28 protein-coding genes are annotated in these 15890 nt (G+C 61.6%); 5 read left to right on the top strand and 23 right to left on the bottom strand.

Annotation, left to right across the window (positions count from 1 at the left end; translation table 11 throughout):
* Positions 1-12: 12 nt before the first annotated feature.
* The 5 genes from thiM to ACGK9R_RS00640 all read left to right on the top strand — a co-directional run bounded on the left by thiM (position 13) and on the right by ACGK9R_RS00640 (position 3659).
* Positions 13-846 carry a hydroxyethylthiazole kinase gene (thiM, locus tag ACGK9R_RS00660; protein ID WP_394577631.1) on the top strand — a complete coding sequence of 278 codons (834 nt, stop codon included), beginning with the start codon at positions 13-15 and terminating at the stop codon, positions 844-846.
* Positions 836-1447 carry a thiamine phosphate synthase gene (thiE, locus tag ACGK9R_RS00655; protein WP_394577630.1) on the top strand — a complete coding sequence of 204 codons (612 nt, stop codon included), beginning with the start codon at positions 836-838 and terminating at the stop codon, positions 1445-1447. The genes thiM and thiE overlap by 11 nt, the downstream gene beginning before the upstream one ends.
* Positions 1444-2370: a LysR substrate-binding domain-containing protein gene (locus tag ACGK9R_RS00650; RefSeq protein WP_394577629.1), complete on the top strand. Its 927-nt coding sequence runs from the start codon at positions 1444-1446 to the stop codon at positions 2368-2370. The genes thiE and ACGK9R_RS00650 overlap by 4 nt, the downstream gene beginning before the upstream one ends.
* Before the next feature lie 87 nt (positions 2371-2457).
* Positions 2458-2874, top strand: a complete 417-nt coding sequence (locus ACGK9R_RS00645) for a DoxX family protein (RefSeq protein WP_394577628.1) — start codon at positions 2458-2460, stop codon at positions 2872-2874.
* 47 nt (positions 2875-2921) lie between these two features.
* Positions 2922-3659, top strand: coding sequence for a DODA-type extradiol aromatic ring-opening family dioxygenase (locus ACGK9R_RS00640; RefSeq protein WP_394577627.1), 738 nt, complete (start codon positions 2922-2924; stop codon positions 3657-3659).
* Positions 3660-3690: 31 nt separating this feature from the next.
* Here the strand turns inward: ACGK9R_RS00640 and ACGK9R_RS00635 are convergent, their stop codons facing one another.
* The 23 genes from ACGK9R_RS00635 to rplP form a co-directional block, all read right to left on the bottom strand.
* Complete coding sequence (locus ACGK9R_RS00635) at positions 3691-4566, bottom strand: DMT family transporter (RefSeq protein WP_394577626.1); 876 nt, start codon at positions 4564-4566, stop codon at positions 3691-3693.
* A 96-nt stretch (positions 4567-4662) separates the two neighbouring features.
* Entirely contained in the window at positions 4663-4920 is a 258-nt protein-coding gene (locus tag ACGK9R_RS00630) for an SPOR domain-containing protein (protein WP_394577625.1), read from the bottom strand.
* 21 nt (positions 4921-4941) lie between these two features.
* Positions 4942-6060, bottom strand: a complete 1119-nt coding sequence (locus ACGK9R_RS00625; protein ID WP_394577624.1) for a D-alanyl-D-alanine carboxypeptidase family protein — start codon at positions 6058-6060, stop codon at positions 4942-4944.
* 229 nt (positions 6061-6289) lie between these two features.
* Positions 6290-6676, bottom strand: a complete 387-nt coding sequence (gene rplQ / locus ACGK9R_RS00620; protein WP_394577623.1) for a 50S ribosomal protein L17 — start codon at positions 6674-6676, stop codon at positions 6290-6292.
* Between the two features lie 39 nt (positions 6677-6715).
* Entirely contained in the window at positions 6716-7711 is a 996-nt protein-coding gene (locus ACGK9R_RS00615; RefSeq protein ID WP_394577622.1) for a DNA-directed RNA polymerase subunit alpha, read from the bottom strand.
* 123 nt (positions 7712-7834) lie between these two features.
* Entirely contained in the window at positions 7835-8455 is a 621-nt protein-coding gene (gene rpsD / locus ACGK9R_RS00610) for a 30S ribosomal protein S4 (RefSeq protein ID WP_252105879.1), read from the bottom strand.
* A gap of 12 nt (positions 8456-8467) precedes the next feature.
* Positions 8468-8854, bottom strand: a complete 387-nt coding sequence (rpsK, locus tag ACGK9R_RS00605) for a 30S ribosomal protein S11 (protein ID WP_009099028.1) — start codon at positions 8852-8854, stop codon at positions 8468-8470.
* A 51-nt stretch (positions 8855-8905) separates the two neighbouring features.
* On the bottom strand, positions 8906-9262 hold the full coding sequence (rpsM, locus tag ACGK9R_RS00600; protein WP_394577621.1) for a 30S ribosomal protein S13: 357 nt from the start codon (positions 9260-9262) through the stop codon (positions 8906-8908).
* 122 nt (positions 9263-9384) lie between these two features.
* Positions 9385-9498 carry a 50S ribosomal protein L36 gene (gene rpmJ / locus ACGK9R_RS00595; RefSeq protein WP_031384759.1) on the bottom strand — a complete coding sequence of 38 codons (114 nt, stop codon included), beginning with the start codon at positions 9496-9498 and terminating at the stop codon, positions 9385-9387.
* A gap of 88 nt (positions 9499-9586) precedes the next feature.
* Complete coding sequence (gene secY, locus ACGK9R_RS00590) at positions 9587-10918, bottom strand: preprotein translocase subunit SecY (RefSeq protein ID WP_394577620.1); 1332 nt, start codon at positions 10916-10918, stop codon at positions 9587-9589.
* Complete coding sequence (gene rplO, locus ACGK9R_RS00585; RefSeq protein WP_394577619.1) at positions 10919-11353, bottom strand: 50S ribosomal protein L15; 435 nt, start codon at positions 11351-11353, stop codon at positions 10919-10921. It abuts the gene before it with no gap.
* A 3-nt stretch (positions 11354-11356) separates the two neighbouring features.
* Positions 11357-11539 (bottom strand): 50S ribosomal protein L30, encoded by a 183-nt coding sequence (gene rpmD, locus ACGK9R_RS00580; protein ID WP_394577618.1) that lies wholly within the window; start codon positions 11537-11539, stop codon positions 11357-11359.
* A gap of 6 nt (positions 11540-11545) precedes the next feature.
* Entirely contained in the window at positions 11546-12046 is a 501-nt protein-coding gene (gene rpsE / locus ACGK9R_RS00575) for a 30S ribosomal protein S5 (protein WP_252105874.1), read from the bottom strand.
* Between the two features lie 12 nt (positions 12047-12058).
* Positions 12059-12409 (bottom strand): 50S ribosomal protein L18, encoded by a 351-nt coding sequence (gene rplR, locus ACGK9R_RS00570; RefSeq protein ID WP_008959159.1) that lies wholly within the window; start codon positions 12407-12409, stop codon positions 12059-12061.
* A gap of 9 nt (positions 12410-12418) precedes the next feature.
* A complete protein-coding gene (gene rplF, locus ACGK9R_RS00565; protein WP_394577617.1) occupies positions 12419-12949 on the bottom strand; it encodes a 50S ribosomal protein L6 in 531 nt (176 codons plus the stop codon).
* A 9-nt stretch (positions 12950-12958) separates the two neighbouring features.
* Entirely contained in the window at positions 12959-13351 is a 393-nt protein-coding gene (gene rpsH / locus ACGK9R_RS00560) for a 30S ribosomal protein S8 (RefSeq protein WP_394577616.1), read from the bottom strand.
* Between the two features lie 32 nt (positions 13352-13383).
* On the bottom strand, positions 13384-13689 hold the full coding sequence (gene rpsN / locus ACGK9R_RS00555) for a 30S ribosomal protein S14 (RefSeq protein WP_394577615.1): 306 nt from the start codon (positions 13687-13689) through the stop codon (positions 13384-13386).
* Between the two features lie 10 nt (positions 13690-13699).
* Positions 13700-14239, bottom strand: coding sequence for a 50S ribosomal protein L5 (gene rplE / locus ACGK9R_RS00550; RefSeq protein ID WP_394577614.1), 540 nt, complete (start codon positions 14237-14239; stop codon positions 13700-13702).
* Between the two features lie 18 nt (positions 14240-14257).
* Positions 14258-14572 carry a 50S ribosomal protein L24 gene (gene rplX / locus ACGK9R_RS00545; protein WP_252105869.1) on the bottom strand — a complete coding sequence of 105 codons (315 nt, stop codon included), beginning with the start codon at positions 14570-14572 and terminating at the stop codon, positions 14258-14260.
* Between the two features lie 14 nt (positions 14573-14586).
* The gene (gene rplN, locus ACGK9R_RS00540; protein WP_394577613.1) at positions 14587-14958 is read right to left on the bottom strand and encodes a 50S ribosomal protein L14; all 372 of its coding nucleotides are present in this window, start codon (positions 14956-14958) and stop codon (positions 14587-14589) included.
* Between the two features lie 50 nt (positions 14959-15008).
* Positions 15009-15269: a 30S ribosomal protein S17 gene (rpsQ, locus tag ACGK9R_RS00535; RefSeq protein ID WP_394578544.1), complete on the bottom strand. Its 261-nt coding sequence runs from the start codon at positions 15267-15269 to the stop codon at positions 15009-15011.
* Position 15270: 1 nt separating this feature from the next.
* Positions 15271-15462 (bottom strand): 50S ribosomal protein L29, encoded by a 192-nt coding sequence (gene rpmC, locus ACGK9R_RS00530; protein WP_007111999.1) that lies wholly within the window; start codon positions 15460-15462, stop codon positions 15271-15273.
* The gene (gene rplP, locus ACGK9R_RS00525) at positions 15462-15875 is read right to left on the bottom strand and encodes a 50S ribosomal protein L16 (protein ID WP_227389089.1); all 414 of its coding nucleotides are present in this window, start codon (positions 15873-15875) and stop codon (positions 15462-15464) included. Before rplP ends, rpmC begins: the two co-directional genes overlap by 1 nt.
* Between the last annotated feature and the right edge of the window lie 15 nt (positions 15876-15890).

Below are 15890 nucleotides of genomic sequence, written 5' to 3'. Positions count from 1 at the left end.
ATGCGAGACGCGATGACCGACCCCTCCCTTGGGCGCTACCTGAGTGCGCTGACCCACACCACCCCGCTCGTTCACTGCATGACCAATTTCGTCGCGATGAACTCGAGCGCCAACCTGGTGCTTGCCGTGGGCGCCTCCCCCGCCATGCTTCACGCCATCGAAGAAGCGCCGGAATTCACCGCGCTTGCAAGCGCGCTTTCGATCAATATCGGCACTATTTCTCCCCACTGGGCCGAAGCGATGCTGGCCTCGGCCGAGGTGGCGCGCGCCCGCTCGATTCCCTGGGTGCTGGACCCGGTCGCGGTCGGGGCCACCGCCTACCGTCGTGAGCTGTGTCAGCGGCTGCTGGAGCTTGAGCCCACGGTGATTCGCGCCAACGCCTCGGAAGTCCTCGCGCTGTGCGGGCTTGAAAGCCAGGGGCGCGGCGTCGATGCCGCCCCAGAAACGCCGAACGCCACCGCCGCCGCCGTCATGCTGGCCAAACGCCAGGGCTGCGTGGTGGCGATGACCGGCGAGCGCGATCTTGTGACCGACGGCACCCGCGTTGCGCGCATCAGCGGCGGCCACGCGCTGATGCCGCGGATCACCACCCTGGGCTGCGGGCTCAGTGCGGTTACGGCGGGCTTCGTCGGGGCGAGTCCTGAGGCGCCTTTTGAAGCGAGCGTGGCGGCGCTGGCCACGTTCGCGCTGGCGGGCCAGGAAGCCGGCACTCGCGCCAGCGGCCCCGGCACCTTTCAGGTCGCGCTGCTGGACGCGCTCTACGCGCTGACCCCGGCGCGGCTCGAACAGGGCGCGAACCAGTGCGTAAGCTTTAGCACCGACGAAGGAGCGGCCCATGGCGCTTGATCTCTCGCTGTATCTCGTGACCGATGCCGCGCTTTGCCGCAAACACGGACTCGAGCACACCGTCATGGAGGCGGTGCGCGGCGGCGTCAGCGTAGTGCAGCTGCGCGACAAGCAGGCAAGCGATGCGGCGATGATCGACGAGGCCAGGCGCTTGAAAGCGCTACTCGCTGGCACCGGCGTGCCCCTGATCATCAACGACCGCCTCGACGTGGCGATTAAAAGCGGCGCCGACGGCCTGCACGTGGGCCAAAGCGACGCCGCCGCGCTGGACGCGCGCGCCGCGCTTGGCCCGAATGCAATCATCGGGCTTTCGATCAACACCCGCGAGCAGCTCGACCGCGCGCCGCTGGCTGCACTCGACTACCTGGGGCTCGGCCCGGTGTTCGCCACCGCCAGCAAGCAGGACCACGCCGCGCCCCTGGGCCTTGCCGGCCTGGCCGAGCTTGTTCGGGCGAGCCGCCTACCTACCGTGGCCATCGGCGGGCTCAAGGCCGAACACGCGGGCGCCGTGTTCGCGGCGGGCGCCGGCGGGCTTGCGGTGATCTCGGCCATTTGCGGCTCGCCAAACCCTTACCGCGCTGCCCAGGCGTTCAGGCGATGAACCACCAGCTCGAGCATATCAGCGCCTTCGTCCGGGTGGCGGAGCTTGGCAGCTATACTCGCGCCGCCGAGGCGCTGGGCAGTTCGCGCACCCGGCTCTCGCGCCAGGTGATGGCGCTGGAGGAGACGCTGGGCGTGCGGCTTTTACAGCGCACCACCCGGCGCCTGCACTTGACCCACGAAGGCGAACGCTACCTGGCCCACGCCCAGTCGATTCTGCGCGCGCTGGATGAGGCGGCCAGCGACGTCAGCAGTGCCGCCCAGACCGTGCGTGGTGAAATGCGCATCAATGCGCCGATGAGTTTTGGCGTACGCCATCTCGCGCCGCTGGTCGCAGATTTCATGGTCGAGCACCCGGCGCTCGACGTGCGCCTCGATCTCAACGACCGCCGCGTGGATCTCATCGAGGAGGGCTACGACCTGGCGATTCGTATCGGCCAGTTGACGGACTCCAGTCTGATCGCCCGGCGCATCACACGTTGCCGCATGCTGTTTTGCGCCTCGCCCGGCTACCTGGAGCGGTACGGCACGCCCCTGGATTCGGCGGCGCTCGCCGAGCATCGTGGCCTTCGCTACAAAAGCGGGCAGGCGAGCGCCGAGTGGCGGCTGGGAGACGGTACCACGCTCACCCCGCACGGCCCGCTCGAAAGCAACAACGGCGATGTCTTGACCCAAATGGCGGAGGCGGGGCTGGGCATCGCGCAGCAGCCAAGCTTTCTGGTAACCGAAAGCATTCTGGCGGGTCGCCTGGTGGCGCTGTTCACCGATCAGCCGCCGACCCTGCTCGATATTTACGCGCTCTACCCGGCCAGGCGCTACCTGCCGGCCAAGGTCGAGCGCTTCATCGCCACGCTGCACAAGGCCTGGGGCGAGCCGCCCTGCTGGGAACGCGCCATGGGATTATCACAACCTGCGCAACAGTGATGTGAAAAAAACGCAGATTATCCCAGCATCGAAGATCGCTATAGTCTCTTCATCGGCACATCGCGTGCCCCCTACTGGAGAGACCTCGTGAGCGCACTCACTTCCCCCACCGAATCCTCGTTTACCCCCTACGCTGCCACGCTGCTGCGCGTTTCCCTGGGCGTGATGGCGCTGGCCCACGGCCTTTTGAAAGTGCTGGTCTTCACCCTGCCGGGTACCGTGAGCTACTTCGAATCCCTGGGGCTGCCCGGCTTTCTCGCCTACCTGACCATTGCCGGTGAAATCGGCGGCGGCCTGGCCTTGATCGCCGGGGTGTATACCCGCTGGGTGAGCCTTTTGATGATTCCGCTGCTGCTGGGCGCGGCCTCGGTCCACCTGGGCAACGGCTGGATGTTCTCCAACGAAGGCGGCGGCTGGGAGTTCCCGGTGTTCTGGGCCGTGGCGCTGCTCGTGCAGGCCGGGCTTGGCGGCGGCCGCTTCGCGCTACTCGAACGCACCCGCTAACTCACGCCACCCGGGCCGGTGCGCCGGCCCGTAAAAGGAGAGTCACCATGTTACCCAGCCTGTTCATTTCCCACGGCTCGCCGATGCTGGCGCTGAACACCACGCCCGCGCACCGCTTTCTTCGCGAGCTTGGCCGTACCCTGACCCCGAAAGCGGTGATCGTGATCTCCGCCCACTGGGAGAGCGTGAGCCTGCGGGTCAGCCGCACCGCCTGGCCGGAGACGCTTCACGACTTCGGCAACTTCCCCCGTGAGCTGTTCGAGTGCCGCTATCCGGCCCCCGGTGAGCCGGCGCTGGCCGAGCGGCTGGCCTCGCTGCTCGATGCAAGCCTGGTCGAGCGCGGCTTCGATCACGGGGCCTGGGTGCCGCTGTCGCTGATGTTTCCAGAAGCGAACATTCCGGTAGTGTCGGTTTCGTTGCCGGTTCGCTGGTCCAACGAAGCGCTGGTGGCACTGGGCGAGAAGCTCGCGCCGCTGCGCGATGAGGGTATCCTGATCATCGGCTCTGGCAGCCTGACCCATAACCTGTACGAGACTCTGCCCATGGGCAGCCAGATGCCGGAATGGGTCGGCGAGTTTTCCGACTGGGTCAGCGCGCAGTTCGAGCACCACGACCGCGAGGCGCTGCTCGGCTGGCAAGAAGCGCCCCAGGCGGCGCGCAATCACCCCTCCCCGGAGCACTTTCAGCCGCTGCTGGTGGCCATGGGCGCCGGCGGCGAGGGGCGAAAGCTCCATCACAGCGTCGAGCACGGCGTGCTGGCAATGGACGTGTACGCCTTCGCGTGACGTTCGATGACGTGGGCCTGACGGTGAAGCGTCAGGAAGAGGGCCGACGCTTCAGTGTTGTGCGGCGGTCGTGATAGGCGATCCAGAGCCCGCTTATGATGATCAGCGCGCTGCCGACCCAGACCCACTGGTCCGGAAGCTCGCCCCAGAACCACCAGCCCAGCAGCACCGCCCATAACAGCGCCGTGTAGTCGAAGGGCGCGGCGATCGCCGCCGGGGCATAGCGAAACGCCAGCGTAATGAAGCCGATTGCGCCGACGCCCAGCACGCCAGAGGCGAGAAACCCCGCCCACTGCCATCCCTGCGGAGTCTGCCACACCCAGAAAAGCGTCGTGGCGCTGAGCAGCATCGGGATCAGCGAAACGTAGAACAGCAGCGCCCAGAGATTCTCCCGCGCCCCGTAGCGCCGCGCCGTGATCATGGTGAGCGCGTAGAACATCGCCGCCGCGATCATCGACAACGCGCCGGGGCCCAGCGCGCCGGCGCCGGGCCGCACGACGATCACCACTCCCACAAAGCCTAGCAGTGACGCCATCAGTACCGGCGGCGCAATACGCTCGCCCAGCAGGGGAACGGACAGCAGCGTAACGAACAGCGGCGCGACGAAGGCGATCGCCGTCGCCTCCGCCAGGGGCAACAGCGTCAATCCCAGAATGAAAAAGCCCATGGTGCCGGTATAGATGACGCCGCGCAGCAGGTGTACGCCGGGCCTTCGCGTGGAAAGCTTTCTAAGCCCGCCGCCGAAATAGGCCAACGTTGCAATCAGCGGCAGTGCTACCAGCGAGCGAAAGAACATGATCTGAAACGGTGAGTGGGTCTCGCCCAGCCATTTGGAAATCGCATCGCCCAGGGCCAGAAAGAACACGCCCAGACACATGCTGAGTATTCCCTTGAATGATGTCGACATGGCGTTTTTACTCCTTTTCATGTACGCGCCCGACCCTGGGCGGGGCGAAAAAAAGCCCCGCTGGCGAAACGCCAGCGGGGCCGCATTTTGGGTGCGCTAGAGGCTGGCGTTGACCACCATGCAGTCCATGCCGCGGGCGTGAAGCGTCTGGCAGGCGGCGATGGCGCGCGCTTCGTCGAGCGCGACCACGCGGGCGCGAAATACCGGCGTCTGGCCCTCCAGCGTATCCACCGCCACGCGCCCGCCAACGTTGGTGGGCAGCTGATTGGCGGCCTGGCGGGCGAGCTGCTCGGCGTGGCTTGCCTGGCTGAAAGCGCCGACCTGAATGCCCCAGCCGCCGCTATTAGCGGCCACGGCGAGCGGCGCGGCGGTAGCCTAGCGCTGCTCGTCGATCAGCGCCTGCAGCGGGTCGTGGGGGGCGCTCGGCTGACCGCGCGGCGGCTGCTGCGGGGCCGGGGCAGCGGCGGTGCGCTGGGGCTGCGCCGAGCCGTTGGCACCGGCGGTGGCCGCAGGTGACAGCGTCGTGGTATCGACATTGGCCAGAATCGGCGACGGCGGCGTGCTCGGGGGCGGCGCGCTCAGCGCTGCCGGCGCAGTACCAAAGCCCATGAACTCGCGGGAGAAGTTGGTATCGGCAAGCCAGGAGCGGTTGTCGCGAAGCTCTGCCCGGGCGAAGCTGCGGTTGAGCAGGTCGGTCATGTGAGCATCGCGGGAGGAGGAGCTGAATCCGCCCATCACTACCGCGACCATGCGCCGGTTACCGTGTACCGCGGTGGTGGCGACGTTGAACCCCGAGGCGCGAATGAAGCCGGTCTTCAGACCATCGGCGCCTGGATAGTCGCGCACCAGACGATTGTGACTGGTATGGCGGGTACCCTTGTAGCTGAACTCCTGCAGGCCAAAGTAGTGATAGTACTGCGGAAAGTCCTGCATCACGCGGGTAGAGAGAATCAGCATGTCGCGGGCGGTAGTGACCTGGCCATCATCCGGCAGGCCCGAGGCGTTACGAAAGGTGGTGTTCTGCATGCCGAGCTCGCGCGCCTTGGCGGTCATGAGGCTGGCAAAACGCTGCTCGCTGCCCCCCAGCGCCTCGGCGACCACCACCGCGACATCGTTGGCCGAGCGTACGGTCAGCGCGCGAATGGCGGTGTCCAGATCGATGGTACTGCCCGCCGAAAGCCATAGTTTGGTGGCGGGCATGGCGGAGGCCTGGGCGGAGACCGCCAGCGGCGAGTCCAGCCGCAGCTGGTCGTTCTCGACCGCCTCGAGGGCGAGATAAATGGTCATCATCTTGGTCAGCGAGGCAGGGTAGCGCGGCGCATCGGCGTTTTCCGAGTAGAGCACTTCGCCATTTTCCAGGTCGACCACGATGCCCGCGTAGCGCGGGTTGCCGTTGGCCTGGGCGGTGCCTTGCAGTACCAGCGCCACGATTGCCACGGCGCACACGAGCCACCACCGCAGGGCGGTGTTTGAAGTCACGTCCCTCGCTGCCATACTTGCCCCTTGCTTACTGCTGGATTCGTCTTGTGGCCGCCTCACTCGACGCGGTCTCCCCCAAGCGCTCAGGTTAGCACGTACAGGGCGCCAGTAAACGCCTTCTAACGCCAACCAGGCGCTTTGACACCACCGGGCACAAAAAAACCGACCTCGAAGGGTCGGTTTTCACTCTGTGTCGAAGCCAAGCCGGCTCGACCCGGCTTCGAACAGCGCCAACGCGGTCGGCTTACTCTTCCGCGGCGGCTTCTTCGACTGCCGGACGGTCGACCAGCTCGACGTACGCCATGGGCGCGTTATCGCCGGGGCGGAAGCCGCACTTGAGAATGCGGATGTAGCCACCGGGACGCTCGGCGTAGCGCGGACCGAGTTCGTTGAACAGTTTGCCGACCGCGTCCTTGGAACGGGTACGGGCAAACGCCAGACGACGGTTGGCGACGCTGTCCTGCTTGGCCAGGGTGATCAGCGGCTCGATGACGCGACGCAGTTCCTTGGCCTTGGGCAGGGTTGTCTTGATGATTTCATGCTCGACCAGCGACACGGACATGTTCTTGAACATGGCCTGGCGGTGCGAACTATTGCGGTTTAACTGACGACCACTCTTACGATGACGCATGGTTGTGATTCCTTACCAAACTGGGACTCGAGACGACGCTTACGCGGAAGCCTTATCGTCCTTCAGGCTCGCGGGTGGCCAATTTTCCAACCGCATGCCAAGGGAAAGACCGCGCGCTGCCAGAACGTCCTTGATTTCGTTCAAGGATTTCTTGCCGAGGTTCGGGGTCTTCAACAGCTCCACTTCCGTGCGCTGGATCAGATCACCGATGTAGTAAATATTCTCGGCTTTCAGGCAGTTCGCGCTGCGAACGGTCAACTCGAGATCGTCTACGGGGCGCAACAGGATCGGATCGATATGATCCTCTTCCTCTTCGACTTCCTGCTCTTTGTCAGCTTCCAGGTCGACGAAGGCGGCCAGCTGCTCTTGCAGGATGGTCGCACTGCGGCGGATAGCCTCTTCCGGATCCAGAGTACCGTCGGTTTCCAGGTCGATAATCAGCTTATCGAGGTCGGTGCGCTGCTCGACACGAGCGGCTTCGACCGAGTAGGAAACGCGGCGGACAGGGCTGAAGGTGGCATCCAGCTGCAGGCGACCGATCGCGCGGGTCTCTTCATCCGAGCCACGAGCGTCAGCCGGTTCGTAACCACGACCCAGCGCCACTTTCAGCTGAATCTTCAGCTCGGCACCTTCATTGACGTGTGCAATGACGTGGTCCGGGTTGACGATTTCGACGCTATGATCAAGCGCAATGTCGCCAGCGGTGACGACGGCCGGGCCCTGCTTGTTCAGCGAGAGCACCGCCTCGTCGCGGCTGTGCATCTTGATCGCAACATCTTTCAAGTTCAGGAGGATCTCGATGACATCTTCCTGCACCCCTTCGAGGGCACTGTATTCGTGCTCGACGCCGCTGATTTCAGCCTCTACCACGGCGGCGCCGGGCATGGATGAAAGCAGAATGCGACGCAGTGCATTCCCCAGGGTATGGCCAAAGCCGCGCTCGAACGGTTCGAGAACGATCCTGGCATGATGTGCGCTGATTTCTTCGACCTTGATATCGCGCGGGCGAAGAAACTCTGTCACTGAACGCTGCATATGAACACCTTTCAGGCTGCCAAACGGATACTGAGTACTCTAGAGCGTGTACTCAAGAGCATCCGGGCGAAGCGGAAAACCGCCCGCCCGGGCTTCAAGAAGCATAATTGCCGGGCAAACTGCTTACTTGGAGTACAGCTCGACGATCAGGTTTTCGTTGATGTCGGCAGTCAGGTCACCGCGTTCAGGCAGAGCCTTGAAAGTGCCTTCCATCTTCTTGGCGTCGATGTCGATCCAGGCGATGTCGCCACGGTTGGCCGCAATGGTCAACGCGTTTTGAATACGGGCCTGGTTCTTCGCCTTTTCACGGACGGTGATCACGTCACCCGGCTTGACCTTGTAGGAAGCCACGTTGACGCTACGACCGTTAACGGCGATCGCCTTGTGGCTGACCAGCTGACGCGCTTCAGAGCGCGTCGAGCCGAAGCCCATGCGGTAGACGACGTTGTCCAGTCGGGATTCGAGCAACTGCAGAAGGACTTCACCGGTCGCGCCTTTCAGGCGAGCGGCTTCCTTGTAGTAGTTGCGGAACTGCTTTTCGAGTACGCCATACATACGGCGTACTTTTTGCTTCTCGCGAAGCTGCAAGCCGTAGTCGGAAAGACGCTGACGACGCTGGCCGTGTACACCCGGGATCTGCTCGGATTTACACTTTTTCTCGAAGGGGGTAACGCCGCTCTTCAGAAAGAGGTCGGTACCTTCACGACGAGAAAGTTTGCACTTCGGTCCAATATAACGAGCCATGAATCTTTCTCCTTAAACGCGGCGTTTCTTAGGCGGACGGCAGCCATTGTGAGGAATGGGCGTCGCGTCTACGATGCTTTGCACGCGGAAACCGGCGGCGTTGAGTGCGCGCACGGCGGATTCACGGCCGGGGCCGGGGCCCTTGACCAGCACGTCTACGTTTTTCACACCATACTCGGCTGCAGCAGTCGCTGCACGTTCACTTGCTACTTGAGCAGCGAACGGGGTGCTCTTGCGAGAACCACGAAAACCCGAACCACCGGCAGTTGCCCACGAAAGCGCATTGCCCTGGCGGTCTGTGATCGTCACGATCGTGTTGTTAAAAGAGGCGTGGATGTGCGCAACGGCGTCCACTACCTGCTTTTTAACCTTTTTACGGTTACTACGCGGGTTAGCCATGTTGATGTCTATTCCTGTCTTTACGAAGGCTCCTGGATAAGAGCCTGCGTGTTATTTGCGGATCGGCTTACGCGGGCCCTTACGGGTACGCGCGTTAGTCTTGGTCCGCTGACCACGCAGCGGAAGACTACGACGATGACGCAGACCACGGTAGCAACCCAGGTCCATGAGACGCTTGATGTTAAGCGTGACATCACGGCGAAGGTCGCCTTCTACGGTGTACTTGCCAACTTCAGAACGCAGTGTGTCGACTTCTTCAGCCGACAGGTCCTGAATCTTGGCATTCGGTGCGATACCGGCTGCTTCACAGATGTGAGCCGCGCGGGTACGACCGATCCCGAAGATGTAGGTCAGCGAGATCGCCGCATGCTTGTTGTCCGGGATATTGACGCCTGCAATACGGGCCATCAGCTTACTCCGAAATTTGAGCGGCTTGCTCGTTTGTTCATCTTTAAAAGGCGCAACAGCATACCCCTTTGGCTGCCCGAAGGCAAGGGGTATGCCGGCGCCGCTTGAATACAGCCCAGGGCTTAGCCCTGGCGCTGCTTGTGCCGCGGTTCGGTGCAAATGACGCGCACGGCGCCATTGCGACGAATGATCTTGCAGTTACGGCACATCTTCTTTACGGAAGCTCGAACTTTCATCGTTCTTTCTCCAAAAACGGCTCGCGGCTCGACCAAAGCATTCAGCCTTCGCGTTTCAGGCGTCGACCGAATGCCCGGCGGGCAACGCTTAGCGCACTATGCCGCCGCTGCCGTAGCCTTTCAGGTTGGACTTCTTCATCACCGAGTCATACTGATGCGACATGAGATGCGACTGCACCTGGGCCATGAAGTCCATGATTACCACCACCACGATCAGAAGCGACGTGCCGCCAAAGAAGAACGGAACGTTCCAGGCCACGATGAGGAACTGGGGCATCAGGGAAACTGCAGTGATATACAGGGCACCGAACAACGTGAGACGAGTCATCACCTTGTCGATGTAGCGAGCGGTCTGCTCGCCGGGGCGAATACCCGGCAAAAACGCGCCTGACTTTTTCAGATTGTCAGCCACATCCTTGGGGTTGAAGACCAGCGCTGTGTAAAAGAAGCAGAAGAATACCACTGCCGCCGCAAAAAGCAAGATGTAGAGCGGCTGGCCGGGGCCAAGCGCTTGCGATGCCCGCTGCAGCCACTCCATCCCTTCACCGGCACCCACCCACTGACCGATCGACGCCGGAAAGAGGAGGATACTGGAGGCGAAGATGGCCGGGATGACACCCGCCATGTTCACCTTCAGGGGCAGGTAGCTGCTTTGGCCTGCGTACATCTTGTTGCCAACCTGACGTCGCGGGTAGTTCACCTTGAGGCGGCGTTGGCCGCGCTCGATGAACACCACGAACGCCACGGTGGCGATCCCTAGCACTGACAGCGCTAACAGCGGAAGAACATTCCAGGCCCCTTCGTTGCGGGCAAGCTCGAAAGCCTGACCCACGGCGCTGGGTAGCCCGGCGACGATCCCGGCGAAGATCAGCAGCGAAATACCGTTGCCGATCCCCTTCTCGGTGATCTGCTCACCTAGCCACATCATAAACACCGCGCCGGAGACGAACGTCACCACGGCGGTGAAGTAGAAGCTAAAGTCAGCGCTGTAAGCGATGCCTTGGCTAGCCAGACCCACGGACATGCCGGTGGCCTGGACAAACGCCAGTATCACCGTGCCGTAGCGGGTGTACTGGCTGATCTTTCGGCGGCCGGCCTCGCCCTCTTTCTTGAGCTGCTCAAGATGAGGGGAGACCGCGGTCATGAGCTGCATGATGATCGACGCCGAGATGTAGGGCATGATGCCCAGCGCGAGAACACTCATGCGCTCCAGCGCACCACCCGAAAACATGTTGAACATGCCCAGGATGGTGCCCTGCTGCTCCCTGAACAAGGCAGCAAGCTGGTCAGGATTGATACCGGGAACGGGAATATGGGCACCGATACGGTACACCACGATGGCGAGGAGCACGAAGCGCAGACGCGCCCATAGTTCACTCAGACCGCTGCCCGTCGCCGGCATGTTTCCTGACTTGGCCATTTAGTCCTCTACCTTGCCGCCAGCGGCCGTGATCGCTTCCCGGGCACCCTTGGTGACCTTGAGACCGAGAACGGTGACCGCCTTGTTCAGATCGCCGGAAAGGATGATCTTCGCAAACTGCGTAGAATCCTTCAGCACGTTGGCCTGCTTCAGGGTTTCGAGGGTGACGTCGCCACCTTCGACCTTGGCAAGCTCGGCCAGACGAACTTCTTCAGAGACCAGCGACTTCGCCGACGTAAAGCCGAATTTCGGCAGACGGCGCTGCAGCGGCATCTGACCGCCTTCGAAACCGGGCTTGACGGTACCGCCGCTGCGCGATTTCTGACCCTTGTGGCCACGGCCACCGGTCTTGCCCAGACCGGAACCGATACCACGACCCACGCGCTTTTCAGCGTGTTTTGAGCCCGGAGCCGGGCTTAAGGTATTAAGTTTCATGGATTACTCTCCCTCAACGCGCACAAGGTAGGTCACCTTGTGGATCATGCCGCGTACGGCCGGGGTGTCTTCCAGTTCAACCGTATGACCGATGCGACGCAGGCCCAGACCTTTCATGGTGGCCTTGTGCTTGGGCAGAACGCCGATGGTGCTGCGGGTCTGGGTAACCTTGATCAAAGCTGCCATGGTGTCTTACCCCGTAATCGCTTCGACAGACAGACCGCGCTTGGCGGCCACGTCGTCCGGTGATTGCATGGAGGCCAGACCGTTGACGGTCGCGCGCACCACGTTTACCGGGTTGGTGGAACCGTAGCACTTGGCCAGTACGTCGTGGACGCCGGCCAGCTCCAGTACGGAGCGCATGGCGCCACCGGCGATGATGCCGGTACCTTCGGAAGCCGGCTGCATGTACACCTTGGAGGCGCCGTGACGGGCCTTGACCGGGTACTGCAGCGTCTGGCCTGCGAGGTTCACCTTGACCATGTTGCGACGCGCCTGGTCCATCGCTTTCTGAATCGCGACCGGCACTTCACGCGCCTTGCCACGACCGAAACCGACACGACCTTTACCATCACCAACGACGGTCAGCGCGGTGAAGCCGAAAATACGACCACCCTTGACCACCTTGGCGACGCGGTTGACCTGCACCAACTTCTCCTGCAGATCACCGCTTTGCTGTTCGTTCTTCGCCATCGTAAAAACCCTTTAGAATTCCAGGCCGCCTTCACGCGCGGCGTCGGCCAGAGCCTTGACGCGACCGTGATACTTAAAGCCAGCACGATCGAAGGCCACCTGGGTGATGCCTGCTTCCTTTGCGCGTTCGGCAATCAAAGCGCCCACTTTGGAAGCGGCGTCGGAGTTGCCCGTCGCACCTTCGCGCAGTGCCTTGTCCAGCGTTGAAGCGCTGGCCAGCACCTTGCCACCATCCGGCGAGATAATCTGCGCGTAGATGTGACGCGGGGTACGGTTGACGCACAGGCGATACACGCCCAGCTCGCGGATCTTGGCGCGAGCGCGGCGGGCACGACGGAGACGAGATTCTTTCTTCGCGTTCATAACCCTGCCTTACTTCTTCTTGGCTTCTTTGCGACGCACCTGCTCGTCGGCGTACCGGACACCCTTGCCTTTGTACGGCTCGGGCGGACGGAAGGCGCGGATTTCCGCGGCGCACTGACCGAGCTGCTGCTTGTCCGCGCTTTTCAGCACGATCACGGTGTTTTTCGGCGTTTCCGCTGTCACACCTTTCGGCAGTTCGTAGTCGACCGGGTGCGAGAAGCCCAGTGAAAGATTGAGCGTCTGGCCTTTCGCTTGCGCGCGGTAGCCGACGCCGACAATTTCGAGAGTCTTCGTGAAACCCTCGGAGACGCCCGTGACCAGGTTCTGAACCAGGGCGCGGGTGGTACCGGCCATGGCCCAGCTCTTGGCGTTTTCGCTCGGGGCGAAGGTCAGCTGGCCGTCTTCCTGACCAATCACCACGTCCTGGTGAATGGGCATCGACAGCGTGCCCTGGCCGCCCTTGGCGGTCAGCTGGTCGCCGTTGATCTTGATGTCAACGCCGGCGGGCACTTTAACCGGATATTTCGCTATGCGGGACATTCCAGCCTCCTAGAATACGGTGCAGATGACTTCGCCACCGACGCCAGCCTGGCGCGCGGCACGATCGGTCATGACACCATTGGAGGTGGTGACAATCGCGATACCCAGACCATCGGCGACCTTGGGCAGATTGCTCTTGCCCTTGTACTGACGCAGAGACGGCTTGGAAACCCGCTGAATGTGCTCGATGACCGGCTTACCCTCGAAGTATTTCAGGGTAATGGCAAGCTCGGGCTTGACGCCTTCGCTGACCGTGAAGTCGGTAATGTAACCTTCTTCCTTTAGCACGCGGGCCACTTCCACTTTCAACTTGGAGGACGGCATGGCTGCCGTCTCCTTGGTGGCCATCTGCGCATTGCGGATACGAGTAAACATATCCGCCAGAGTGTCTTGCATGCTCATTTAATGTGCGCTCCTGATGAATCTACGTGGCGTTACCAGCTGGACTTTTTCAGACCAGGGACGTCGCCACGCATGGCGGCTTCACGCAGCTTGTTACGGCCAAGGCCGAACTTGTTGTAAAAACCGTGCGGACGGCCAGTGATGCGGCAGCGGTTAGTCCGACGCACCGGGCTCGAATCGCGCGGCAATTGCTGCAGCTTCAGCGTCGCCTCGAAGCGCTCTTCGTCGGACGTGTTCACGTCCGAGATGATCTTCTTGAGCTCAGCGCGTTTGGCCGCGTACTTCTCGACCAGCTGTGCACGCTTTTGTTCGCGCTCTACCATGCTTTTCTTAGCCATGATCCCACCCTTATTTCTTGAACGGGAAGTTCAGCGCGGTTAAGAGCGCGCGACCTTCCTCGTCGGTGTTGGCGGTAGTGGTGATGGTGACGTCAAGTCCCCGGATGCGATCGATTTTATCATACTCGATCTCCGGGAAGATGATCTGCTCACGCACACCCATGGAGTAGTTGCCACGACCGTCGAAGGACTTCGGGTTGAGACCACGGAAGTCACGCACGCGAGGAATCGCGATGTTCACCAAACGGTCCAGGAAGTCCCACATGCGCTCGGCGCGCAGGGTTACCTTGATACCGATCGGCCAGCCTTCGCGCACCTTGAAGCCCGCGATGGACTTACGTGCCTTGGTCACCAGCGGTTTCTGACCGGAGAGTTTCTCCAGGTCGCCGATGGCATTGTCGATCAGCTTCTTGTCGCTGACCGCATCGCCGATACCCATGTTCAGGGTCACTTTCGTGATCCGGGGTACCTGCATTACGTTGGCGTAGCTGAACTGCTCTTTGAGTTGAGCCACCACCTCGTTTTGATAACGTTCTTTCAAGTTCGCCATTGTGCTACCCGACTCGCGTTAGGCGTCGATCTGCGTCTGCGTCGACTTGTAGATACGTACCTTGGTACCGTCTTCCTTCACCTGGAAGCCGACGCGATCCGCCTTACCGGTCTCCGAATTGAAGATGGCTACGTTGGACGCGTGAATCGGAGCCTCACGCTCGACGATACCGCCCTGATTTCCCGCCATGGGATTGGCTTTGGTGTGACGCTTGATCATGTTCACACCGGACACCACGAAGCGGTTTTCCATTACCCGCTTAACGGTGCCGCGCTTGCCCTTATCCTTTCCGGCGATGACGATGACTTCATCGTCACGTTTGATCTTTTGCATATTCGCCTCGCTCCTTACAGCACTTCAGGCGCTAAGGAAATGATCTTCATGAACCGCTCGTTACGCAGCTCACGAGTGACCGGACCGAAAATACGGGTGCCGATCGGCTGCTCGTTGGTGTTGTTCAACAAGACCGCCGCATTTCCATCGAAACGAATAAGCGACCCGTCGTTACGACGGACACCGCTACGGGTGCGAACGACCACTGCCTTGAGGACCTGGCCTTTCTTGACCTTGCCCCGCGGAATGGCTTCTTTCACCGTTACCTTGATGACATCACCTACGCGAGCGTAGCGACGGTGGGAACCACCGAGCACCTTGATGCACTGCACCCGGCGCGCTCCGCTGTTGTCGGCGACATCCAGCATTGACTGAGTCTGAATCATCGGTTTTCTCCAAACCTAATCTGACTGCACTGGTTGGAAGACCGAGGGGATTAACCCTTGGCCTGCTCGACCACCTCGACCAGCGTCCAGGCTTTCTTCTTGGAAATCGGACGGCACTCCTGAATGGAAACCGTATCGCCTTCCTTCGCCTGGTTCGCCTCATCATGGGCGTGCAGCTTGGTGGAGCGCTTGACGTATTTTCCGTAGATCGGGTGACGCTCACGACGCTCGATCATGACGACGATGGATTTTTCCATCTTGTCGCTCACCACCTTACCGGTGAGCGTACGGGCTTTTTTCTCTTCGGCCATCTCAATCACCTGCCTTCTCGTTGAGCAAAGTCTTCACGCGGGCGATATCCCGACGGACCTGCTTGAGCAGATGAGTCTGGCTCAGCTGGCCAGTGGCCTTCTGCATGCGCAGGTTGAACTGCTCGCGGAGTAGCTCGAGGAGCTGCTCCTGGAGCTCGCCTGCGGACTTTTCACGAATTTCTTGAGCTTTCATCACATCACCGTCCGTTTTGCAAAGGTGGTGGACAAGGGCATCTTCTGTGCGGCCAGCTCAAACGCTTCACGGGCCAGCTCTTCGGATACGCCTTCAATTTCATACAGGACCCGACCCGGCTGGATCTGGGCTACCCAGTACTCAACGGAACCCTTACCTTTACCCATACGAACTTCGAGTGGTTTCTTGGAGATCGGCTTGTCCGGGAATACGCGGATCCAGATCTTACCGCCACGCTTGACGTGACGTGTGATCGCACGACGGCCGGCTTCGATCTGGCGCGCAGTAATGCGGCCGCGACCGGTAGCTTTCAGGCCGTACTCCCCGAAGCTGATCTTGCTTCCGCGATGCGCGAGGCCACGGTTGCGGCCTTTCTGCATCTTGCGGAATTTCATACGCTTGGGCTGTAACATCGACTCGCTCTCCCC

The organism is Halomonas sp. HNIBRBA4712 (genome assembly GCF_043558675.1).
Classification (GTDB): Bacteria; Pseudomonadota; Gammaproteobacteria; order Pseudomonadales; family Halomonadaceae; genus Vreelandella.
This window is presented reverse-complemented; position numbering and strand designations above follow the sequence as displayed.